22 protein-coding genes are annotated in these 22,097 nt (G+C 72.2%); 9 read left to right on the plus strand and 13 right to left on the minus strand.

The genetic code is table 11. The features are described from left to right. Positions 1–98 precede the first annotated feature (98 nt). Positions 99–1,025, plus strand: a complete 927-nt coding sequence (locus AB0Q90_RS15740; RefSeq protein ID WP_363163420.1) for a helix-turn-helix transcriptional regulator — start codon at positions 99–101, stop codon at positions 1,023–1,025. Here AB0Q90_RS15740 and AB0Q90_RS15745 read toward each other — a convergent pair. The 9 genes from AB0Q90_RS15745 to AB0Q90_RS15785 all read right to left on the minus strand — a co-directional run bounded on the left by AB0Q90_RS15745 (position 989) and on the right by AB0Q90_RS15785 (position 9,752). Further along, positions 989–1,393, minus strand: a complete 405-nt coding sequence (locus AB0Q90_RS15745) for a nuclear transport factor 2 family protein (RefSeq protein WP_363163419.1) — start codon at positions 1,391–1,393, stop codon at positions 989–991. The two genes, AB0Q90_RS15740 and AB0Q90_RS15745, sit on opposite strands and share 37 nt — an antisense overlap. Continuing rightward, on the minus strand, positions 1,390–2,913 hold the full coding sequence (locus tag AB0Q90_RS15750; protein WP_363163418.1) for an FAD-dependent monooxygenase: 1,524 nt from the start codon (positions 2,911–2,913) through the stop codon (positions 1,390–1,392). Before AB0Q90_RS15750 ends, AB0Q90_RS15745 begins: the two co-directional genes overlap by 4 nt. Next, positions 2,910–4,457, minus strand: coding sequence for an MFS transporter (locus AB0Q90_RS15755; protein ID WP_363163417.1), 1,548 nt, complete (start codon positions 4,455–4,457; stop codon positions 2,910–2,912). Before AB0Q90_RS15755 ends, AB0Q90_RS15750 begins: the two co-directional genes overlap by 4 nt. A 34-nt stretch (positions 4,458–4,491) precedes the next feature. Next, on the minus strand, positions 4,492–5,700 hold the full coding sequence (locus AB0Q90_RS15760) for an MFS transporter (RefSeq protein WP_363163416.1): 1,209 nt from the start codon (positions 5,698–5,700) through the stop codon (positions 4,492–4,494). Next, positions 5,697–6,632, minus strand: coding sequence for an NADP-dependent oxidoreductase (locus AB0Q90_RS15765; protein ID WP_363163415.1), 936 nt, complete (start codon positions 6,630–6,632; stop codon positions 5,697–5,699). Before AB0Q90_RS15765 ends, AB0Q90_RS15760 begins: the two co-directional genes overlap by 4 nt. Beyond that, positions 6,629–6,868, minus strand: coding sequence for an acyl carrier protein (locus AB0Q90_RS15770; protein WP_363163414.1), 240 nt, complete (start codon positions 6,866–6,868; stop codon positions 6,629–6,631). The genes AB0Q90_RS15765 and AB0Q90_RS15770 overlap by 4 nt, the downstream gene beginning before the upstream one ends. Before the next feature lie 91 nt (positions 6,869–6,959). Beyond that, the gene (locus tag AB0Q90_RS15775) at positions 6,960–7,988 is read right to left on the minus strand and encodes a beta-ketoacyl-ACP synthase III (protein WP_363163413.1); all 1,029 of its coding nucleotides are present in this window, start codon (positions 7,986–7,988) and stop codon (positions 6,960–6,962) included. Beyond that, positions 7,985–8,698, minus strand: coding sequence for an AAA family ATPase (locus tag AB0Q90_RS15780; protein WP_363163412.1), 714 nt, complete (start codon positions 8,696–8,698; stop codon positions 7,985–7,987). The genes AB0Q90_RS15775 and AB0Q90_RS15780 overlap by 4 nt, the downstream gene beginning before the upstream one ends. Positions 8,699–8,735: 37 nt before the next feature. Beyond that, positions 8,736–9,752, minus strand: a complete 1,017-nt coding sequence (locus AB0Q90_RS15785) for an AvrD family protein (RefSeq protein WP_363163475.1) — start codon at positions 9,750–9,752, stop codon at positions 8,736–8,738. Positions 9,753–9,973: 221 nt separating this feature from the next. On the opposite strand from AB0Q90_RS15785, the gene AB0Q90_RS15790 reads away from it, so the two are divergent. The 6 genes from AB0Q90_RS15790 to AB0Q90_RS15815 all read left to right on the plus strand — a co-directional run bounded on the left by AB0Q90_RS15790 (position 9,974) and on the right by AB0Q90_RS15815 (position 14,232). Continuing rightward, entirely contained in the window at positions 9,974–10,417 is a 444-nt protein-coding gene (locus tag AB0Q90_RS15790) for a hotdog fold thioesterase (protein WP_363163411.1), read from the plus strand. 89 nt (positions 10,418–10,506) lie between these two features. Then, entirely contained in the window at positions 10,507–11,253 is a 747-nt protein-coding gene (locus tag AB0Q90_RS15795; protein ID WP_363163410.1) for a dienelactone hydrolase family protein, read from the plus strand. Beyond that, a complete protein-coding gene (locus tag AB0Q90_RS15800) occupies positions 11,250–11,669 on the plus strand; it encodes a carboxymuconolactone decarboxylase family protein (RefSeq protein ID WP_363163409.1) in 420 nt (139 codons plus the stop codon). Before AB0Q90_RS15795 ends, AB0Q90_RS15800 begins: the two co-directional genes overlap by 4 nt. Before the next feature lie 83 nt (positions 11,670–11,752). Then, positions 11,753–12,463: an HAD-IB family hydrolase gene (locus AB0Q90_RS15805; protein WP_363163408.1), complete on the plus strand. Its 711-nt coding sequence runs from the start codon at positions 11,753–11,755 to the stop codon at positions 12,461–12,463. 26 nt (positions 12,464–12,489) lie between these two features. Then, positions 12,490–13,413, plus strand: a complete 924-nt coding sequence (locus AB0Q90_RS15810) for an intradiol ring-cleavage dioxygenase (protein WP_363163407.1) — start codon at positions 12,490–12,492, stop codon at positions 13,411–13,413. A 3-nt stretch (positions 13,414–13,416) separates the two neighbouring features. Next, positions 13,417–14,232 (plus strand): triphosphoribosyl-dephospho-CoA synthase, encoded by an 816-nt coding sequence (locus tag AB0Q90_RS15815; RefSeq protein WP_363163406.1) that lies wholly within the window; start codon positions 13,417–13,419, stop codon positions 14,230–14,232. Positions 14,233–14,380: 148 nt separating this feature from the next. Here the strand turns inward: AB0Q90_RS15815 and AB0Q90_RS15820 are convergent, their stop codons facing one another. The 4 genes from AB0Q90_RS15820 to AB0Q90_RS15835 all read right to left on the minus strand — a co-directional run bounded on the left by AB0Q90_RS15820 (position 14,381) and on the right by AB0Q90_RS15835 (position 20,211). Beyond that, positions 14,381–15,616 (minus strand): MFS transporter, encoded by a 1,236-nt coding sequence (locus tag AB0Q90_RS15820; RefSeq protein WP_363163405.1) that lies wholly within the window; start codon positions 15,614–15,616, stop codon positions 14,381–14,383. Positions 15,617–15,684: 68 nt separating this feature from the next. Beyond that, positions 15,685–17,025, minus strand: a complete 1,341-nt coding sequence (locus AB0Q90_RS15825; protein WP_363163404.1) for a PLP-dependent aminotransferase family protein — start codon at positions 17,023–17,025, stop codon at positions 15,685–15,687. A gap of 110 nt (positions 17,026–17,135) precedes the next feature. Continuing rightward, on the minus strand, positions 17,136–18,593 hold the full coding sequence (locus AB0Q90_RS15830) for an aminopeptidase P family protein (protein WP_363163403.1): 1,458 nt from the start codon (positions 18,591–18,593) through the stop codon (positions 17,136–17,138). Between the two features lie 88 nt (positions 18,594–18,681). Continuing rightward, positions 18,682–20,211 (minus strand): PP2C family protein-serine/threonine phosphatase, encoded by a 1,530-nt coding sequence (locus tag AB0Q90_RS15835; RefSeq protein ID WP_363163402.1) that lies wholly within the window; start codon positions 20,209–20,211, stop codon positions 18,682–18,684. 502 nt (positions 20,212–20,713) lie between these two features. On the opposite strand from AB0Q90_RS15835, the gene AB0Q90_RS15840 reads away from it, so the two are divergent. Continuing rightward, complete coding sequence (locus tag AB0Q90_RS15840) at positions 20,714–21,379, plus strand: bifunctional DNA primase/polymerase (protein WP_363163401.1); 666 nt, start codon at positions 20,714–20,716, stop codon at positions 21,377–21,379. A gap of 55 nt (positions 21,380–21,434) precedes the next feature. Next, entirely contained in the window at positions 21,435–21,986 is a 552-nt protein-coding gene (locus tag AB0Q90_RS15845; RefSeq protein WP_363163400.1) for a hypothetical protein, read from the plus strand. Positions 21,987–22,097 lie beyond the last annotated feature (111 nt).

Below are 22,097 nucleotides of genomic sequence, written 5' to 3' on the forward strand. Positions count from 1 at the left end.
TGTTCTGCTGCTCGATGGTCCTGGGCTGACGGTTTCCGGCCATCCTTGGCAAACCTTTTGCTTGACTGGTTATTGCCCTTCGTAGAGCCTCGTGATTCATGACGATAGGTCGCCGAAAGCGTCAACTTGAAGAGTTGTCTCACTTTCTACGGACCCGGCGAATGCGCCTGTCCCCGGCGGAAGTCGGGCTCAGCGCGTCGGGTCGCCGGCGCACTCCAGGACTGCGCAGGGAAGAAGTCGCCGTCCTCGCCGGAGTCGGCACGTCCTGGTACACCTGGCTGGAACAAGGAAGGGACATCAACGTCTCGGAATCGGTCCTCGGCGCGATCAGCGGAGCCCTGCGGCTCAACCCCGCCGAGGAGATCTATCTGCACCGGCTGGCCGGCCTGAAGACACCGGACGTCGACCAGCGGACCGACGGCGGTCCCGCCGACCCCGAGCGGCTGGCCGAAATCGTGAACCACTGGTTCCCCAACCCGGCACTCGTCCGCGACCGCTGCTGGAACATCCTGGCGGCCAATTCGGCCGTGGCCGAGTTTCTCGGCTTCCCGGGGCCCGGCGGGAACATTCTGGTGGAGTTCTTCACCGACGAGACCTGCCGACGTCGTTACGCCCAGGCCGACGAACTCGCCCGCAGCACGGTCGCCCGCTTCCGCGCGGACGTGGCCGACTGTTTCGGCCGCCCCGAGGTCGAGCGCATCCTCGACGAGCTCAATGACAGGAGCCCGGAGTTCGCGCGGCTGTGGGGCAGCCACGAAGTACTGGAACCGACCAGAAGCCGTGCCAAGGAGATCTTCCACGGCACCGTCGGAGCGCTCGGCTTCGATGTCCACGAATGGGAACTCGCGGCCGATCACGAGGTTCAGCTGATCCTGCACATGCCGACAGTGCAGGAGACACGGGACAAGCTGGACGCCTTCTTCGCCGCGGCCGGCCCGGACGATCCGGACCGGCCCGGCGAGGACGGCGGAGCCGGCGAGGGGGGCGGTCAGCTTCCCTCGGAGAAGGCCATCGCGGCCGCGTAGGAGTCCTCGAAGGTCTGATAACGCTGGATGAGGCCGTCGCGGACCGTGATCCGGATCGCGAAGGGGCCCGAGAACGACTTGCCGGTCGAGATCACCTTGTGGGTGAACTCCCCGAGGACGAAGGCGTCCTCGCCGTCCACGGCGATGCGCTCGACATCGAAACGCTGGGTGTCCACGGCGGCCACGAACCGCTGGAACCAGCCCTCCACCTCATGGCGGCCCACGAGATGCCCCGTCCACGGGACGACGGGGGCGCCCGCCACCACCAGATCCGCCTTCTCGGCGAACAGCTCCGGCAGCCCGGGCAGATCGCCCACCCCGAAGCGCCCGAAGAACTCCTGGACCGTGTCCGCGGTGCTGCGTGTCATGCGCTGTGTCCTTCCCTGGTTTCACGTGAAACGGCGCCGGCCGGGGCCAGCGTGGCCAGATGGCCGTGGATGCGTGCGAGGTCGGGGGTCCGGTCCTGGGCGGCGACATAGTGGTCCGGGCGGACCAGGACGGCGGTGAAACGCCGACCCGGCGCCGAGCGGACGGTCACCAGATCGCCGTACGACTCCTCCAGCTCGGCCAGTTCCGCCGGGCGCGTGCCGGAGGGCGGGAGGGTGACGAGCAGGGTGTAGCGGTCGACGGGGAGGGACTCGCGCAGCGCGGGGTCCGTGAGCAGATGGCCGTTGCGGTGGCGGGGGCGCCGCAGCCGTCCGCTCGGGTCCTCGTCGACCGCCGGGCCCGCCGGGTAGTGGTTGGTCAGACCGGCCAGCCACGGCGAGTAGAACCGGTCGAAGACGCCGGAGCGTTCGGCGAGCCGGGCGGAGACATCCCGCAGCGCGATCTGCCAGCGCTTGGCCAGCATCCACGCCTTCGTCTGCACCTCGGCCTGCTTCACCACGCCCTGGGCGACCGCGGCGCGCTCGCTGCCGTAGCTGTCCAGCAGGGCGGGGGCGGCCGCGCCGCGGTGCACCAGCGCCAGCTTCCAGGCGAGGTTGTGGGCGTCGGTCACCCCGGTGTTCAGGCCCTGGCCGCCCGCGGGACTGTGGATGTGGGCGGCGTCGCCCGCCAGGAAGACCCGGCCGGCCCGGAACCGCTCGGCGTGCCGGGCGTGGATGCTGAACGTGGTCTGCCAGGAGACGTCGTACAGCTTCAGGCCGCCCGGGCCCCGCTTGTCGACGAAGTCCTGGAGGACCTCCTCGGTGAGGTCCTCGGGGCGCATACCGGGCGGGCCCGCGGTGAACACGCGGAAGCGGCCGTTGTAGAGCGGGACCAGGACCATGATCCCGTTCTCGGTGCAGTAGTAGTGCACGGCGTCCCGCTGGAGGTCCCCGTCGATCGCGGTGTCGGCGAGGATGAAGACGTTCGGGTAGGTGGCGCCCTTGAAGTCGATGCCCAGCGACTTGCGGACGGTGCTGCTCGCTCCGTCGCCGCCGACGACGTAGGCGAACTCCTCGGTGGACTCGGTGCCGTCGGGGGCGCGCAGGGTGGCCAGCACGCCGTCCGGGTCCTGGCTCAGCCGGGTCAGCTCGGTGCGCCACTCCACCGTGCCGCCGGCGTCCGTGAAGGCCTCGCGCAGGAGTTCCTCGACGTCCGGCTGGATGATCACCATGGGGCGGGTGCGGTCGCCGAAGACGATGTCGCAGATCGGGTCGGTGCCGGAGTTGTAGCGGAAGGAGTGCACGGGCAGACCGTGCTTGTCGAGGTAGGAGGCGGCGCCGAGGCCGCGGAACACCTCCAGGGTGCGCGGCCACACCATCAGGGCCTTGGTCAGCGGGCTGGGCTCGTCCGTCCTGTCGACCAGGCGCACCGGGGTGCCCCGGCGGGCCAGTTCGGCCGCGGCGGTCAGGCCCACCGGGCCCGCGCCCACCACCAGCACCGGCCGGTCGTCGGGCTTGCTCATGACGTTTCTCCCATCGTGATCGGTTCCCGGGTGTCGGCGATGTCGGGCTTCCGCTCGGCCGGAGCGGGGCGCAGCATCCGCATGATCAGCGGGGCGCCCAGCGCGCACACCGCGGCGAGCAGCCACAGCACGGTGTGCAGGGCGGAGGTGTAGGCGCCGGAGACGTAGGCGATGAAGTCGGCGCGCTCAGCGGCGGGCACTTGATCGGCCACGGCGCTGATCTCGCCCTGCACCACACGGTTGGCGAGCTCGCCCTCGTCGTCGTGGAGGTTGCCCTGGACGAGGCTGACCAGCACGGATCCCATACCGGCGATGGCGACGGCCTCGCCGGTCAGCCGCATGGTGTTGAACAGGCCGGCCGCCATGCCCGCCCGGCTCGCGTCCACGGCGCCGATCGCCGCCCCGTCGAGCAGCCCGAAGGAGATGCCCACCCCGGTGCCGATGACGAGCAGCGGACCGGCGAGCACAGCGGTCGTGGAGTTCTGGTCGAGGACGGTGAGCCAGGCCGCGCCGCCCGCCACCAGCAGCAGGCTCACCCCGAGCAGCACCGAGGTGCTGATCTTGCGGGCGAGTACGCCGCTGATCACGGGCAGCGCCAGCACCGGGCCGCTGAGCAGCAGCATCGTCAGACCGGCGCGCTGCGAGCTCATGCCGTTCACGCCGATGAAGAAGGACGGCAGGAAGACCAGCAGACACACGAAGCCGAAGGCCAGCAGCACCGGCATCAGGCTGACCGCGGCGAACTTCGGCTCCCGCAACAGCGACAGCTCCAGCATCGGCCGCGCCCGCCGCTTCTCGATCCGTACGAAGGACACCATCAGCACCACGGCCAGTACCGCGAGCGCGAGCACCACCGGGTGCGCCCAGCCCAGTTGCGGCCCCTCGACCAGGGCGAGGGTGAAGGCGAACAGGGCGCCGCTGAAGGTGGTCGCGCCCGCGTAGTCCACGCCGGAGGCGTCCGGGTCGCGGGACTCGGTCAGCGCCGGGCGCAGCAGCAGGACGGCCGCGGCGACGGCGGCATGGGCGAGGAACACCGAGCGCCAGCCCCAGGCCCCGACGAGCAGCCCGGACAGCGAGGGGCCGAGCGCGAGCCCGAGCCCGAAGGAGGAACCGAGGAACCCGAACGCCCGCGCGCGGGCGGTGCCTTCGTAGGCCTGGGCGAGCAGTGCGGTCGCCGCGGTGAGCACCATCGCCGCGCCGACGCCGGCGGCGCCGCGCAGCACGTCGATCAGCACCACCTCGGAGACGAGCGCCGAACCGGCCGTGCACAGCACGAAGACGACGAGCCCGAGCGTGAACATCCGGCGGCGGCCGAGCAGATCGGCGAGCGAGCCGGCGACCAGCATCACGCTGGCGAAGGTGAGGTTGTAGGCGTTGACGACCCACTGCACGGTCACCAGCGAGGCGTCCAGATCCCCGCCGAGGTCGGGCAGCGCGACGGAGGTTCCGGTCAGGGAGGCGGGGAGCAGCCCGCAGGAGACACAGACCGCGAGAAGGGTCAGGACGGGACGGGACCGAGCGGCACCCGTCGGACGAGTGGACACGAGAACTCCAGGGTTCGGGGAAACGAGGGATGCGTTACCGCCGTGCCGCGCGCGCCTGCTCGACGCCCCACAGCAGCAGCACGAGCGCGGCCAGACCGCCCCCGGCCGCGCACACTCCGGCCCACCCCGCGGCGGAATGGACGGCGCCCGACAGCGCCGAACCCGCCGCGCCGCCCAGGAAGTAGGCGGTCATGTAGGCCATCGTGATCCGGCTGCGGGCCTCGGGGCGCAGCCGGTAGAGGACACCGAGGTTGGTCACCTGGGCGCCCTGCACACCGAAGTCGAGCAGCAGCACACCGAGCACCAGGCACACCAGCAGGTGACCGCCGTCGAGGGCGAGCAGCCCCCAGGCGGCCAGGTTCGCGGCGTACAGCAGGGTCGAGGCCGGCCGGTCCCGGCCGCGGTCCACCAGCGGCCCCATCGCCCGCGCCGCCAGCGCCCCGGCCGCCCCGAGCAGCCCGAACGCACCGATCAGGGCTTCGCCGTACGAGTACGGCGGCGCCGCGAGCAGAAAGGCCGCGGAGGTCCAGAAGACGCTGAAGGAGGCGAAGGTGAGGAAGCCGTACAGGCAGCGCAGCCGGAGCAGCGGCTCCTCGCCGACCACCGACGCCACCGAGCGCAGCAGCCCTAAGTAGCCGAGCCGCTCGGCCGGTTCGAGGTCGGGCAGCAGCCGCCACAGCAGCGCGGCGAGCACCACCATCCCCACCGCCGCGACCGCGAACACCGCGCGCCAGGAGCCGGTGAGCTGCGCCAGCAGGCCGGCGCCGGTGCGGGCCAGCAGCACGCCGAGCAGCACCCCGCTGAGCATCCGGCCGGTGACCCGGCCGCGCTGCTCGGGCCGGGCGAGCGCGGCGGCGAACGCCACCAGCAGCGGGGCACCCACCGCCGTCACCGCCATCAGCCCGGACAGCACGACCAGCGCGGCGACCGAGGGCGCGGCGGCCGAGGCCGCCTGCCCCGCCGCCGTCACCAGCAGCAGCGCCACCAGCAGCCGGCGCCGGTTCACCGAGTCACCGAGCGGCACCAGCAGGGCCAGGCCCACGGTGTACCCGGCGGTGGAGGCCGTGACCACCAGCGACGCCGCGGTGCTGCCGACGCCGAACTCGGCGGCGATCGAGGTGAGCAGCGGATGCGCGTAGTAGATGTTGGCCACGGCCAGCCCGGCGGCCACGGCGAACACCGTGACCAGCCGGTCCGGAAGCCCCGCCGCCGGACGCAGCGCCGGGACGGTGGGGGAGGTCATGGAACGAGCACGATCTTTCCGGTGGTGCGGCCGGCCTCGCCGTACTCGTGCGCCTTCGCGGCGTCGGCCAGCTTGAACACCTGGTCCACCCGCACCCGCAGGCGGTCCGCCTCGACCAGTGCGGCCAGCGCTTCGAGGCCGGAGTGGTCGGGCTCGACCAGGAAGCCCGTCACGCGTACGCCCAGACTGGCGGCGAGGGTGGTGAGTTCGGGGCTGACGTGCCCGATCACGGTGATCAGCAGCCCGCCCGGGCGCAGGGTGCGCAGCAGCTCGAAGCTGTGCTCCCCGCCGAGCAGGTCCAGGGCGACGTCCTGTCCGGTGACCGTGTGGTGCAGCGGGCCCGCCGTGTAGTCGACGGGGTGGTCCACCCCGACCTCGCGCAGGAAGTCGTGCTTCTCGGCGCGGGCCGTGCCGGTGACCTCGGCGTCGTGGGCCCGGGCGATCTGGGCGGCCAGATGGCCGACGCCGCCCGCCGCCGCGGTGACCAGCACCTTGTCGCCGCGGCCGATGCGCGCGGTCTCCACCAGCGTCTGCCAGGCGGTGAGGCCGGCCAGCGGCAGGGCGGCCGCCTCCTCGAAGCCGAGCCTCGCCGGTTTGCGGGCGAACTGCCGGGCGGGCGCGGTCACATACTCGGCGTAGGCGCCGCCCGGGCGCGGGAAGCCGATCAGGCCGAACACCTCGTCGCCGGGCTCGAACCGGGTCACCCGGGGCCCGGACTCCACGACTCCGGCGACGTCCCAGCCCTGCACGAACGGCGGGGCGCCCAGGGCGCCGGGCGGGAAGACGCCCGCGCGGATCTTCCAGTCGACGGGGTTGACGCCCGCCGCCTCGACGCGGACCAGCACCTCGGTGGGCAGCGGCGCGGGGCGGTCCACGTCCGTCAGACGCAGGACGTCCGGGGCGCCGGCCCCGGTGGTCACGACGGCTTTCACCGGCCGCTCCGCTCGTTGAGGTAGGCGGCCCACTCGGCCAGCTTCTGGCTGAGGACGAGGTCGCCCTCCGGCACCTCGATGCCGTACTCGCGCTGGATGAACAGGGCGATCTCGATCAGGGTCAGCGAGTCCAGCGAGAGGTCCTCCAGGGTCTTCTCCGGGTCGATCTCCTCGACGGGGACCTCGGCCTTGTCGGCTATGAACGCGACCAGTCCGGGATAAGCCGTGACAGGCATCTCGTACTCCCTCCTCGGAGCGGTGCTCCGGGGCTTGCGTGGATCGGTGAGGTGGGGGGTGAGGTGAGCGGCGTGCGGGGCCGGTGCCGGATCAGGCGGCGGCTGCGGGGATTCCGGTGTACTGAAGGCCGTCGGGCCAGGTCAGGGTGATGGCGCCCCAGGTCGTACCGGCACCGAAGGCGGTCAGCAGCACCTTGTCGCCGGCCAGCAGTCGCCCCTCGCCGTGCGCGTCGTCCAGGGCCAGCGGAATGGAGGCGGCGGCCGTGTTGCCGGTGTGGCCGATGTTCACGTACGCCCGCTCCGGGGCGATGCCGAGCTGTTCGGCCACGGCGTGCAGGATGCGGACGTTGGCCTGGTGACCGACGAGGAGTTCCACGTCGGCTACGGTCCAGCCGGTGCGGTCGAGGACGGTCCGGGAGGCCTCCGTCATGCGCAGCACCGCGTTCTTGAACACCTCGCCGCCGCGCATGGTGAGGTACTGGTCCTCGCGCAGCGCCGCGCTGTGGTGGCTGCGCTGCCGCGAGCCGCCGGCCGCCACCTGGATCAGATCGGCCTGCATCCCGTCACTGGCGAGTTCGGTACGGCGCAGCGCGCCCGGCTCGTCGGCCCGGCCCGCGCGCAGCACCACCGCCCCGGCGCCGTCCGCGAAGATCGGCGCGGTGGTGCGGTCGAAGGGGTCGACGATGGTGGTGAACGCGTCGGCACCGACCACCAGGACGCTGTCGGCCACCGCGGACGCGATCAGCCCGGCGCCGGTGGCCAGGGCGTACAGGAAGCCCGAGCACACCGCCCCGACGTCGAAGGCGGGGACGGTGCCGAGCCCGAGGCCGGCCGCGACCGTCGGACCGGTCGCCGGGCACGGATGGTCCGGAGTGGCGGTGGCGACCACCACGGCCCCGACGTCCGGCTCGCCGGCCGAGTCCAGCGCCCGCCGCCCGGCCTCGATGGCGAGGTCGCTGGTGGCGGCGCCGGGATCGACGATCCGCCGCTCGGTGATGCCGGTGCGGGTGCGGATCCACTCGTCGGAGGTGTCCATGCGGGCGGTCAGATCGTGATTGGTCACCACCCGGGGCGGCAGGGCGGAGCCCAGGCCGGCGAGGACGGCGGCCCGTGACGTCATCGCACGATCACCGAGGCCCGGTCGGACTCGGTGCGCATGTCGAGGGCCTCGTACTCGGCCTGCGCCTGCGCGATGGCCTCCTCCGGCGACATCAGCGCCGGCAGGTCGAACAGCCGGGCGATCTCGACCAGGCGCTCCTCGACGGTGCCGCCCACCACATGCGCGGGGATGCCGAGTTCGGCGGCGACCTCCAGCAGCCGCTCGTCGGCCATGGAACGGAACCGCTCGTTGACCGGACGGTGCCCGTCGGCGGCCAGCGCCAGCTCGTTGGGCAGATGCACGAAGACGTCGTACGTCTGCTTCACATGCTGCTTGAAGGCGATGCCCAGTTGCTCCATCACGGCGTCGAACACCCGGATGTCCGCGGTGCGTTCAACGCTCTCCAGCTCGCTGAGGTGCACGGAGTCATTGGGGTTGATGCCGACGACGACCCGCACGGAGCCGTAGATCCACTCCTGGAGGGAGGAGCCGTCGGAGACGAACGAGCCCTCGAAGCGGCTCTCGTGGACGGCCCGGTCCACATGGCGGCGCACGATCAGCTGGACCAGCTCGGCCGCGGTGCACTGCTCCAGGGTCTTGCCCGGCACGGCCTCGGGCAGCAGCTCCCGCATGGTGCGGGCACGGGTGCGCGGAATTCCCACGTAATGCGCGAGGGCATACGAGGTGAGGGTCTTTCCGGAGGAATACGTGCCGGATATGGCGATACGCATGACGGGCTCCATTCGGGAATTCGGAAACGGGGAGGAATCAGCCGGGCAGCCGGTGCGCGACGGAACAGCGCACGGTGTTCCCGGCGAGTTGTCCGACGATGTCGGCGGCGCGCCACATCTCTTCGTCCCGCCGTAGCAACGCGCTGTTTTCCAGCCGTACATCGAGCGGGGTCTCGTAGCGGATGGGATCGGGTTCCGCGCTCGCCCGCAGGACGGTGGTGCGCATCCACAGCGTGTTGCTGGCGCCGCGGGAGATGCCGTCGGTCTCGTACAGCAGGATCTGCCCGAGCTGAAGGCTCGTCACGAAGGTGTCGATCAGGCCGACGAAGGGCTGGTACAGGCCCTCGGTGCCCTCGGTGGCCAGCACCGTGCCGGGCTCCTGGGCCACGTCGACGACGGCGTGCGCGCGGGCCTCGGCGACCAGTACCGCGACCTTGCGCACGCTCTGCGTCCGGGCCGTGAACCCGGTGCCGTAGTACTGCCGTTCCACCGGCCCCAGCAGCTCCGCCGGGCCGGCGTAGGTGGCCGCGGCGACCGGGGCGCTCGCCGCCGGGCCGGACTGCGGATGACGCAGGTCGGTGCGGATCCGCATCCCGCCGACCAGGGTCTGGAGCCGGGACACCGACTCGCCCTCGCCGTCCGGGACCGGGACGCCGAGCACGGTGGTGCGCACCGGCAGCCCGGTCAGCTCCTCGTCGGGCGTGGTGCCCGCCTTGATCCGCGCCTCCAGCACCCGTCCCGCGCGCCGGCTCTGCGGGCCGAGGCCGAGCGCGTGGGTGAGGGCCAGCTCGCTCAGGTGCACGGCGACGATCAGGCCGTCGACGGTGCTCAGATGCGGGCGCAGATCGCCGCGCCGGGCCTTGGTCGACCAGTCGGCCGGGTAGACGACGTCCAGCCCGCCGGTCAGCTCCGTGGGCACGTCCCGGCCGCCGGTCGCCTCGACCTTGTCGTAGCGGTACCGCACCCGCCGGAATCCGGAACCGAAGAACCGCTTTTCGCCGGGTCCCAGATAGTCGTCGACCGAGTCGAGGAGTAATTCCTTGGCAGGCAGCATTCCAGACAAAGCCAACTCCCTTGTGTCGGGGCCAGTGGGTGCTTTTCGGTCAGCTCGAAGCTAGCCGAGAAAACTCGCCGCAACGAGAGTCGGCCCATGCGGTTACTGCCAACACCACCCTGGACACCACCAGTTGACGCCCTTTTCCGGGCACCTCGGAATTGACTAGCGTCGTAGCTGTTCGCGGACACGGATTCCAGTGCCGCACACGGGGAGGCAGCATGTCCGACTTGACGCTCGGCCCCTGGGCCGTGACACCCGAGTTCAGCCAGCAGCAGCTCGTCCCCAAGTTGGGGATCGAGCTGGTGCGCTGCGAGCCGGGACTGGTCATCGGCACCATGCCCGTGGCCGGCAACCGCCAGCCCGTCGGGATCATGCACGGCGGCGCCAACGCCGTACTGGCCGAGACACTGGGATCCGTCGCCGCGTTCCTGCACACCGGACCCGGCGGCCACGCGGTCGGCCTGGACCTGTCCTGCACCCACCACCGCTGGGTGGCCGGCGGCACCGTGACCGGTGAGTGCCGCCCCCTGCACGAGGGCCGCACCTCCGCCACCTACGAGATCGTCATCACCGACAGCTCCGGCAGACGCTCCTGCACCGCCCGGCTGACCTGCGCCGTCAGCGTCCGCGCCCGTTCCCGCGGCGTCCTGCGCACGGCGTGAGGGATCCGGGGTCCCCCGCAGTCACCAGCGCTCCGGGGTCCCCCCGCAGTCACCATCGAAGAGAGCCATCGAAGAGAGGCCAACACCCCATGTGCCACAGCACCGACAGCAGGCCCCCCGCCGTCGAGAACCCCGGCAGCGTGGCCGAGGAGGGGCTGATCGAGCTGACCTCCGAGGACGGGACGGCGTTCAGCGCCTTCCATGCGCGGCCGGGTGAGCCCAACGGACGCGGTGTCGTGATCCTGCCGGACATCCGCGGCGTCCACGCCTACTACCAGGAGCTGGCCCGCCGGTTCGCCGAGGCCGGGTTCGCCGCCGTCGTGCTCGACTACTACGGGCGCACCGCCGGACTCGGGCCGCGCGACGACGAGTTCGAGTGGCAGCCGCACTTCAAGCAGCTGGTGCCGGACAGCGTGGCCGACGACGCCCGGGCCGCGGTCACCTACCTGACCTCGCAGAACCCCGGCGTCACCGTCTTCTCGGTCGGCTTCTGCCTGGGCGGCGGCCACTCCTGGCGGCTCGCGGGCAGCGGCCTGGACCTCGCCGGGTCGATCGGCTTCTACGGCCTGCCGGGCCTGGCGGAGGACCGCCTGAAGGACATCTCCGCCCCGCTGCTGCTCCTCCTCGCCGGCGACGACGTCGCCACCACCCAGGAGGACTTCGCGGCCTTCCGCGGCAAGCTGGACGACGAGGGCAAGCCCTACGAGTACAAGATCTACGAAGGTGCCCCGCACTCCTTCTTCGACGGCGGCGCCCCGGAGTGGAAGGACATCAGCGCCGACGCCTGGCAGCGGCTGCTGGACTTCACCGCGCGCCACGCGGAGCCCGCCGTATGAGCCGTGACATCCGCGAGGAGCAGCGCGGCAACCCCCGCTTCGAGCGCGGGCAGGCCAAGCTGCTGGAGCTCGGCGACTCGGGTGACGCGATCTTCACGACGCTCGCCGACGTGGCGCCCGACATGGGCCGCTACGTCGCCGAGTTCGTCTTCGGCGACCTGTACGGCCGGGGCGGACTCGACGACCGGCAGCGGCAGTTGGTCACCCTGGCGCTGCTCACCGCCCTCGGCGACACCGAGCGCCAGTTCGCCTTCCATCTGAACCTGGCCCTGAACGCGGGCGTCACCCCGCAGGAGGTCGTCGACTCCCTCGTGCACGGCCTGGCCTTCGTCGGCTTCCCGCGCACCTTCAACGGCCTCAGCACGGCCAAGCGGGTCTTCGCCGAGCGGGGTCTGCTGCCGGTGGCGGCGGGCTGACCACCACTTCCGCCCCGTGCGTGCCTTCAACCCCCCGTCGGCCCGCGCGGGGCGGGACCCATTTCACGCAGGAGGGAACCGCCTTGCGACGACGATCGGCCGCGTTCTTCGACGTAGACGGCACCGTCACCAACGTCACCAGCATGTTCCGGTTCCTGGAGTTCCGGCTGGCCGCCGAGGGGCATCCGCCGTCGGCGTACCGCCACGAGCGGCAGCGGCTGAAGGCCATGACGGCCGCCGGGGTCCCGCGCACCGAGACCAACCGCGCCTACTTCGCCTCCTACGCCGGGGCGGACGTACACGCCGTCGCCGCGCTGGCCGAGGAATGGTTCCGGGCCGAAGTGGGCCGGGGCGCCTTCTTCAACGAGCGCGTGGTGGACGCGCTGCGCCGGCACCAGCGCGAGGGGGATCTGGTCGTGCTGGTCTCGGGCTCGTTCCGGGCCTGCCTCGCCCCCGTCGCCCGGCACCTCGACGCGGACATCGTGGTCTGCTCGGACCCGGAGACGGCGCACGGCAGGTACACCGGGCAGGTGGAGCGCCCGATGATCGGCGAGGCCAAGGCGGAGGCGGTCCGCACCCTCACCACCACCGGCCGGCTCGACCTCGCCGGGTCCACTTCCTACGGCGACCACGTCTCCGACCTGCCGCTGCTGCGCATGACGGGCCGGGCGGTGGTGATCGGCGAGGACCCGGAGATGCGGGAACAGGCCCGCCGCCACGGCTGGACGGTGTGGCCCCGGCTTCAGCTTCCTCAGGACTCTCAGCCTGCGCACAGCGTCCGCCCACGCTCCTGACGGGCGCCGTTCCTACGTTCATGTCCATGACGGGAAACCACAGGGACACTACGATCACCCGGCGCCGCGCCCTCGCGGTGACCGGTGGCACGGTGGCGGCCGGCGGCCTGGCCTTCGCGGGCTACCAGGCGGCGTTCGCGGACGAGACGGTGACGGACGCGACGGCGACCGCCTCGGCCACGAGCAGCAGTGGTGTGTGCATGACGCTGATGACGAGCGTCACCGAGGGCCCCTACTACCTCGACGGCGCCCTGGTCCGAAAGGACATCACCGAGGGCAAGAGCGGCGTCCCGCTGACCCTGCGCCTGACCGTCGTCGACGCCACCGACGGCTGCACCCCGGTCCCCGGCGCCGCCGTGGAGATCTGGCACTGCGACGCCTGGGGCTACTACTCCGGCTACACGACCGCCAACCCCGGCGGCTCGGCCCCGGCGGAGAGCGAGGACGGCTCGACGGCCGACGACAACACGTACCTGCGCGGCTACCAGATCGCCAACGCCAACGGGGTCGTCAAGTTCGAGACGATCTTCCCCGGCTGGTACACCCCGCGCACCTGCCACATCCACGTCAAGGTGCACACGGGCGGCGAGAAGGAGGACGGCACCTACGAGGGCGGCAAGGTCAACTACACCGGCCAGTTCTTCTTCGACGACGAGATCGCCCAGGAGATCTTCACCCTTGAGCCCTACTCCCAGCACTCCGGCAGCTACACCACCCTCGACAACGACATGGTCTACGACGGAGGCGGCGCCGCGAGTGGTCTGCTGACCTTGAAGCCGGTCAAGAAGGCGGACCCGTCCAAGGGCTACAAGGGCTTCCTCACTCTCGGCATCGACCCCGACGCGGAGAACACGGGCGCGGGCGGTGGCGGCGAGGGCGGTGGTGGCGGCGAGGGCGGCACCCCGCCGGACGCCCCCTCGGACGCCCCGTCGGCCTCGGCCTCGTCGTAACGGATGACCAGCCGCGAGGACGAGGCGCTGGCGGAGGCCGCAGTGGCCGCGCTGACCGGACAACTGGCCCTGGCCCCCAAGCCGGGGCTGCCGGACCCGCGTGACCTCGGCGCCCGGGACCACTGCTCGCTGCGCTGGTCGGCGAAGGCGCTCGTGCCGGGGCTCGTCGCGATGGCCGCGGCGGCCCGCCGGACCGGTGAGCCCACGCCCACCCTGCGCGCGGAGCTGGGCGCGATCGGGCGGTGCACCGAACACTCGGTGGGCCTCGCGGGCGGCGGCCACCGGGGTGCCCTGTGGACGCTCGGGCTGCTGGTCGCGGCGGCGGCCCTCGACCCCCGCGCCGCGGCCCCCGACATCGCCGCGACCGCCAAGCGCATCGCCGCCCACCCCGACAAGCGGGCCCCGCGGCGGCCGTCGCGGGGCTCCTCGGTGTCGGCGAAGTACGGCGCCGCGGGGGCGCGGGGCGAGGCACGGGCCGGATTCCCGCACGTACGGCGGGCATTGGACGCCCTCACGGCATCCCGCTCGCGCGGCGCGCCGGAGACAGAGGCCCGCCTCGACGCCCTGCTCACCGTGATGTCCACCCTCCAGGACACGGAACTGCTGTACACGGCGGGCCCTCTGGGCCTGCGCCACGTCCAGGCGGGCGCCCGCGAGGTCCTGGAGGCGGGCGGTACGTCGACGCACGCGGGCGCGGCGGCACTGACGTCCCTGGACACCGACCTGCACACACGCGCGTGGAGCCCCCGGGGCAGCGCGGGCTTGCTGGCGGGGGCACTGTTCCTGGACTCGCTGCCGGTGGCTGCGGGGGTTGCTTGACGGGTGCGCGGGGTGGGCGGGGCCTGATTGCCTGCGTAGCCTGCGGGCATGAGTGCCGCCTAGGGCGGCACGGGTGGGCGCAGGCGGCACCCCGCAAGCGCCGGGCTGCGCACCCACCCCCACGCCCGCCAACACCCCGCCGCACCGCTCAAGCCGCCTGCACCCGACGCCGGTCGAGACGCGCCGGCTCGCCAACCCGGCGCGCCGCGGCCCGCGTGGCCGGCCCCATCGCGTACGACGCCGCCACCGTCGCCGCACCCAGGAGCAGCCACCCCGCCGGCCCCCACCCCACCAACAGCGTCGTCAGCACGAGCGGACCGGCCGTCCGGGCCACCGTGACGCCCGTGCCGAAGAAGCCCTGGTACTCACCGACCCGGTCGGCCGGGGCGAGGTCGAAGGACACCTGCCAGGAACCCGCCGACTGACCCATCTCCGCGATGACCAGCAGCACCGAGCCGACCACCAGAACACCCACCGCCACCCACGGCGAGACACCCGCCGACAGGGCGAACACCGCGCACGCCGCCAGCATCACCCACCCCGACCTCCGCACCGCGCGCGTGGCCGTCGCCAGCCCCTTCACCCCGCGTGCCATCCGCACCTGGAAGGCCATCACCGCACCGGTGTTGAGCACGAACAGCGCGGAGACGAGCCAGGTCGGCGCCTCGGTCCGCTCCGCGATCCACAGCGGCAGCCCCAGGCTGAGCAGCGGCATCCGCAGCAGCAGCACGGTGTTGAGCGCCGTGACGACGACGTACGGCCGGTCGCGCAGGACACCGACCCCGGTCTCCTTGACGGGCGCGGCCGGCGCCACCGCGGGCAGCCGCAACAGCACCGCCGCGCACAGCAGGAAGCTCACCGCGTCCAGCGCGAACACCCCGAGATACGCCGCCCTCGACCCGGCGTGCAGCGCGAGCCCGCCCAGCCCCGCACCCACCGCCAGACCGGCGTTGAGCGTCGACTGCAGATGGGCCAGCAGCCCGGTCCGCTCGCCCGCGGACACCAGCCCCGCCAGCAGCGCCTGCCGGGCCGCCGCCAGTCCGGACTGCGCGGTGGCGTACGCGACCGCCGCCGCCACGAAGGGCCAGAAGCCGCGCACCACGAGGAACGACGCCACCGCGAGCCCGGTCGCCAGCGCGAGCAGTATCGCCGTACCGCGCGGCCCCCGCCGGTCCGCCAGCCGCCCCAGCGGCACGCCCGCCAGCGAGCCAACCCCCCACGCGACCGTCAGCCCGAGCCCCACGCGCGCGGGGTCGAGACCGACGACGTGGGTGAAGTAGAGCGCCGAGGTGACGTAGTAGGCGCCGTCCCCGACCGAGTTGGCCAACTGGGCGAGAGCCAGGACACGTTGGGGACCCGCGGGCGGAACGAGGGAGTTCGTCATGGCTACGACACTAGAAGCGAACTGGACTCCGAAACAGAACCACTAGCCGCCGCTGTTCATGGCCCAATTCACCCGCCGTTGAGGACCTTCCCGAGCATCTCCAACGCCTCCGGATAGACCCGCTCCCGGGGCGTCCCGTACCCCACGACCAGCCCCTGCGGCCGTGCACCGCCCTCCTCGTGCCAGTGGTCGCCCAGCCGCCCCACCGCGAGCCCCGCCGCCTCCGCCCGCGCCAGCACCGCCGGTTCGTCGTCCACCTCCACCAGCGCATGCAGCCCGGCCGCGATCCCGCGCACCGACCGGCGCGCCCCCAGCCGGTCCACGAGCCGGTCCCTGCGCCGCCGGTACCGCAGCCGGCTCGCGCGCACATGACGGTCGTAGGCGTGGCTGTCGATCAGCTCGGCGAGCGCCAACTGGCCCAGGGACTCGGTGTGGTGGTCGCTGTGCAGCTTGGCGTCGGCGACCGCGTCGACGAGCTGCGGCGGCAGCACCATCCAGCCGAGCCGCAGCGCGGGCCCGAGCGTCTTGGAGGCGGTCCCCAGATACACGACCTGCCCCGGCGCCATTCCCTGCAGGGCCCCGACGGGCTGCCGGTCGTAACGGAACTCCCCGTCGTAGTCGTCCTCGACGATCAGCGCCGCACGCGCGCGTGCCCAGTCGGTGAGCGCCCGCCGCCGCTCCGGGTGGAGTGTGACCCCCGTCGGGTACTGGTGCGCGGGCGTGACGACGACGGCGGCCGGATCCCCGAGGCCCTCGACGCAGGCGCCGCGCTCGTCGACCCGTACGGGCACCACCGTCCCGCCGTTGCGCCGCACCACCTGCCGATGGAACGGCAGCCCGGGGTCCTCCATGGCGAACTCGCCGCCCTCCAGCACCCGGGTCAGGAGCGCGAGCCCCTGCACATACCCGGAGGTGATCACGATCCGCTCCGGCGGTGCGATCACCCCGCGCGCCCGCCCCAGATACCCCGACAGCGCCGTCCGCAGCTCGATGCGCCCGCGCGGATCGCCGTAGTCGTACGCCAGCGAGGGCGCCACGGCGACGGCCCGCCGCAGCGCCCGCAACCAGGCGGCGGCCGGAAACGCCCCGACGTCCGGACTCCCCGGCCGCAGATCGAAACGAGGCTCACGCGCGTGTGCGGTGGCCTTCGCCGGTTCGGCGGCGGAGGGAGGCAGCGGGGCCACCTGCGTACCCGAGCCCTGCCGCGCGGTCAGATACCCCTCGGCGACGAGCTGGTCGTAGGCGGCCTTCACGGTGTTCCGCGAGACCCCCAGCTCCTCCGCGAGCCGCCGCGTGGCGGGCAACCGCTCCCCGGGCGCCAGCCGCCCGTCCCGAACGGCATCACGCAGAGCACGCTCAAGCCCGGCACGCCGCCCGTCGGCGGCGAGAAGTTCAAGATGCAGGTCCACACAAACCCCCCTCAGGGGCGCGGGGAACTGCGCGACAAGCCCCCACACGCCCGCAGACCGCACTGATGGCCGGACACCCCACCGGTGCCCGGCCATCAATCCAAAAAAGATCAGCCCTTCAAAGAGGCCATCCACGCCTCGACCTCGTCCGACTGCCGAGGAAGCCCCGCAGAAAGATTCCGGTTCCCGTCCTCCGTCACCAGAATGTCGTCCTCGATCCGGACGCCGATGCCCCGGTACTCCTCCGGCACGGTCAGATCGTCGGCCTGGAAGTACAGCCCCGGCTCGACGGTCAGCACCATGCCCGCCTCCAGCGTGCCGTCGACATACGACTCCACGCGCGCGGCAGCGCAGTCGTGCACGTCCATGCCGAGCATGTGCCCGGTCCCGTGCAAGGTCCACCGCCGCTGCAGCCCCAGCTCCAGCACCCGCTCGACGGGCCCCTCGACGAGCCCCCACTCCACCAGCTTCTCGGCGAGCACCCGCTGCGAGGCGTCGTGGAAGTCCCGGTACTTCGCGCCCGGCTTCACGGCCGCGATTCCGGCCTCCTGGGACTCGTACACGGCGTCGTAGATCTTCTTCTGGATCTCGCTGTAGCGGCCGTTGATCGGCAGCGTGCGCGTGACGTCGGCGGTGTAGTACGTGTGCGTCTCGACGCCCGCGTCGAGCAGCAGGAGGTCACCGGAGCGCACGGGTCCGTCGTTGCGCACCCAGTGCAGCGTGCAGGCGTGCGGACCGGCGGCGCAGATCGAGCCGTAGCCGACGTCGTTGCCCTCCACGCGCGCGCGGAGGAAGAAGGTGCCCTCGATGTACCGCTCGGAGGTGGCCTCGGCCTTGTCGAGGACCTTCACCACGTCCTCGAAGCCGCGCACGGTCGAGTCGACGGCCTTCTGCAGCTCGCCGATCTCGAAGTCGTCCTTGACCAGCCGGGCCTCGGACAGGAAGACCCGCAGCTCCTCGTCGCGCTCGGCGGTGACCTTGTCGGTCAGCGCGGCCTCGATACCGGCGTCGAAGCCCCGGACGACCCGCACCGGGCCGGTGGCCTCGCGCAGCCGGTCGGCGAGCTCGCGAACGTCGGAGGCGGCGATGCCGTAGAGCTTGCCGGCCTCGGTGAGGGAGTGGCGGCGGCCGACCCACAGCTCGCCCTGGCCGGAGAGCCAGAACTCGCCGTTCTCGCGGTCGGAGCGCGGCAGCAGGTAGATCGTCGCCTCGTGGCCGTCACCCTTGGGCTCCAGGACGAGGACGCCGTCCTCCGTCTGGTTGCCGGTGAGGTAGGCGTACTCCACGGAGGCCCGGAAGGGGTACTCGGTGTCGTTCGAGCGGGTCTTCAGGTTGCCCGCCGGGATCACCAGCCGCTCGCCCGGGAAGCGCGCGGAGAGCGCCGCGCGGCGGGCCGCGGTCTCGGCGGCCTGGGGGATCGGCTCCAGGCCGTGCAGCTCCGTGTCGGCCCAGCCGGACTTCATGTTCTCGGCCAGCTCGTCGGAGACGCCCGGGTAGAGGCCGTTCTTGCGCTGCTTGATCGGCTCTTCAGACTCTTCCGGGGTCTCCGGGGTGAGCTCCTCGGCCACGGTCATCCTCCTTGATACGGCACTGGACCTCCTCCATCGTACGGTCGTACCGAAGGGGGCCCAGGGCCGGAAGTCCCGTGACGGAGAGCTACTCGAAGCGCGCGGCGAGCAGCACGACGTCCTCCTCGCACTCCGCCTCGTCCAGCCCGTCGGGCAGCACCGTCCGCAGGACGTGGTCGGCGACGGCCCCGGGGTCGTGGCGGATCGCCTTGGGTACGGAGGCCGCCGCGGTGTGCAGCCGGGCGAAGGCGCGGTCGGTGGCGTCGCCGGTGCGGTGCAGCAGCCCGTCGGTGTACAGCAGAACCGTCTCGCCTGCTTCCACCTGGAACTCCACACTGGGCGCCTCCCAGCAGGCCAGCATGCCCAGCGGGGCGGAGACGGAGGTCTCCACGAACTCCGTGCGCCGCTCGCCGATCAGCAGCGGCGGGCAGTGCCCGGCCCCGGCGAGCGTGATCTTCCGCAGGGCGGGCTCGCAGTAGGCGAACAGCGCGGTCGCCGAACGGGCCGGCTCGGTCAGCCGCAGCAGCAGCTCCAGGTCGGACAGGACCGCGACCGGGTCCTCGCCCTCCATCACCGCGTACGCCCGCAGGGACGCCCGCAGCCGTCCCATCGCGGCGATGGCGCTCGGCCCGGACCCGGTCACCGCGCCGACCGCGAGCCCCAGGGCCGCGTCCGGCAGCGGCAACGCGTCGTACCAGTCGCCGCCGCCGCGCGGGCCGGTGCGATGCCGGGCGGCGAGCTGGACTCCGGCCACGCGCGGGAGCCGGGACGGCAGCAGCTCCTCGGACATGGTCCTCATGCACGCGCGCGTGCGCTCGACTTCGAGCAGCAGGGCCAGGTGCTCGGTGGCGTAGCGGGTGTACAGGCCGGCGAGATGCCGCTGGCGCTCGGTCGGCTCGGCGGGTTCGTCGTAGAGCCACACGGCGGCGCCGAGCCGGCCCGCGGCCTCCGTGGACAGGGGGAGGGCGTAGCTCGCGGCGTAGCCGAGGCGGGCGGCCACCTCGCGGTGGCGCGGATCGAGGCCGTCCCCGGCGAACAGGTCGGGCTCGGCGATCTCACCGTCCCCGCCCGGCAGTCCGTCGAGGATCTTGCCGTACGACAGGGAGCCGCGCGGCACTGTCTCGATATGACCGAGGTCGGCGCGGCCGAGGCCGAGGCCGACGGTGGTGTCCGGGCCCCGTCCGTCGGCGGGTTCCAGGACGACGAGTCCGCGCCGGGCACCCACGAGGGCGGCTCCGGCGCGCAGCAGCTCCTGGAGCGCGTCGGACAGTGCGTCCGTGCGTGCCAGACGTTCGGTGAGTTCATGGAGGGTCGTGAGATCGGAGACCCAGCCGGCGAGGCGGTCCTGGAGCAGCAGGCCCGGGGCGTTCGGCGCGGGGGACGGGTTCGGTGCGGAGACCGGTGGGGTACCCGAGGCGGCGGGCGCGGGCGCGACAGTGTGTGCGGGCGAGGGAACCGTTGAATCGATTCCGGCCACTTTCGGAGGGTGAGGGGCGTTCATGTCGTTCGGCTTTCCGACCGGTGCGTATTGCTCAAAAGCATCGCAAACCCCCATGTCATTCTGCGCCGCTAGCAGTGTCTCCACATGTACACGCACTCGTGAGGGGATGTCCAGCATTGTCCTGCCGGGATTCCTGGTGTCCGTGGGTAACAGGTGCACATCTCACAGACCCCTTGCGGAAAGGCAAAATTGGCTTAAAACTGCCTCAGGGAACGCCCTATTGCGGTCGACTGGGCTTGCTCCACAGAGCGTCACAGCGGTCGTGATGGGTACGTACTCGGAGAAGGCCAGGGGTGGTTGACAGTCACCCGGAACCTGGTGGCGGACCCGGGCGTCTTAGCCACCGACGACCGAGCCCCATCCTCCCGTGGCGGAGGCGAAGAGAAATACGCGGGACGGCAAAACGCCAGACTTCGCCACCCCACGCCACGCCCATGCTTTTGATAGACGCGGTATGGGCGAGGCTGCGCGGACGCAGCCAACGCTCGGCCCATAGGGGTTCCCCTTGCCTGGAGCAGGGGTGTGATGCGCCAACAGGTACGCACAGTGAAGTGATCGACACATGGTGTGATGTGGTCCACGGTGTTGCCAGCGGTGCAACGGAAAGGAACGAGCGCTCATGCGCGAGATCCTCGGAAGGCGACGCAGGCTCCTGTCCCAGCGCAGCGACGGGAGGCCTGAGTTGATCAGCGCGGCCCTGACCTTCGCGACGGAATGGCAGTGGCCCGTACTCCCGGGTGTGGCGGCGGACCCGCAGGGGCGGGCACGCTGCGGTTGCCCGGACCCCGAGTGCACGGTGCCCGGTGCCCACCCCTTCGACCCCGGCCTCCTCGCGGCCACCACCGACGAACGCATGGTGCGCTGGTGGTGGGCCAACCGGCCCACCGCGCCGATCATTCTCGCCACCGGCGGCAAGGCTCCCTGCGCGGTCAGCCTCCCCGCCCTGCCGGCCGCCCAGGCGCTCGCCGCGCTCGACCGCATGGGCATGCGGCTCGGCCCGGTCGTCGCCTCGCCCACCCGCTGGGCGCTGCTCGTCAAGCCGTACTCCATGGAGCAGTTGGGCGAACTGCTGTACGCCAAGGACTTCGTCCCGGGCTCCCTCCGCTTCCACAGCGAGGGCGGCTACCTCGCGCTGCCCCCCTCCACCACCGGTCACGGGGAGATCCGCTGGGAGCGCGCGCCGCTGCCCGGCTCGGCCTCGCCGTGGGTGCCGGACGTGGAGGCCGTGGTGGACGCCGTGGTCGAAGCCCTCACTCGTACGGGTGTGAGCGCGCCCGAGTTGTAGGGGTGTCGGGCGCGCGCCGGACGGGGCGCCCGCCCACGCTCGTTATCTTCCGTCCATGAACGTTCGTCTGCTCGCCCTCGGGGGCGTCGCGGTGTGCGCGGTGGCGCTGCCGCTGGCCGTGGCGTCCGCGGGGCCGGTGGGCGAAGAGAGCCGTACCACCGCGCCCGCGGCCGTACGTCCGTCCGCGTCCGAGGACGCACCCGAGGACGCCAAGGGGCCCTCCGCCGAGGCCGTCCCCTCCGCGCTCGGCCTGGGCCTGGGCACCGCCGCCCGCTGCGGACCCGAACTCACCTCCCCCGACGGCATCGAGGCGCAGACCTGTGTGCTGACGCAGGGCGAGGACACCTGGGCGCGCACCTACTACCGGAACACCGGCGGCGAGGCGCTGGACTCCGTGCTGAGCCTCATGGGGCCGGGGGGACGCACGGTGCAGATGCGGTGTGCGGTGGCCGCCGAGGACGAACCGGGAACCTGTGAGACACCGCGCGAGCGCACCCTCGGCGAACTGGACGGCTACACGGCGGTCGCGGAGTTCGCGGCGCGGGCCGGACGGGGGCCGCTGCTGCTGCGCTCCGGGAGCAACTCCGGTGCGTCCACGGGCAGTTGACGCCCGGCGGGGTTCCGTACACGGCGGTGCACATGAAAAGACCCGGTTGCTGGCGACGGGGGATGCACCAGCAACCGGGCTACTGGAACGGTAACAAGAGATCGGCGGTTC

Origin of the sequence: Streptomyces sp. NPDC079141, from assembly GCF_040686775.1 — a bacterium.
Classification (GTDB): domain Bacteria; phylum Actinomycetota; class Actinomycetes; order Streptomycetales; family Streptomycetaceae; genus Streptomyces.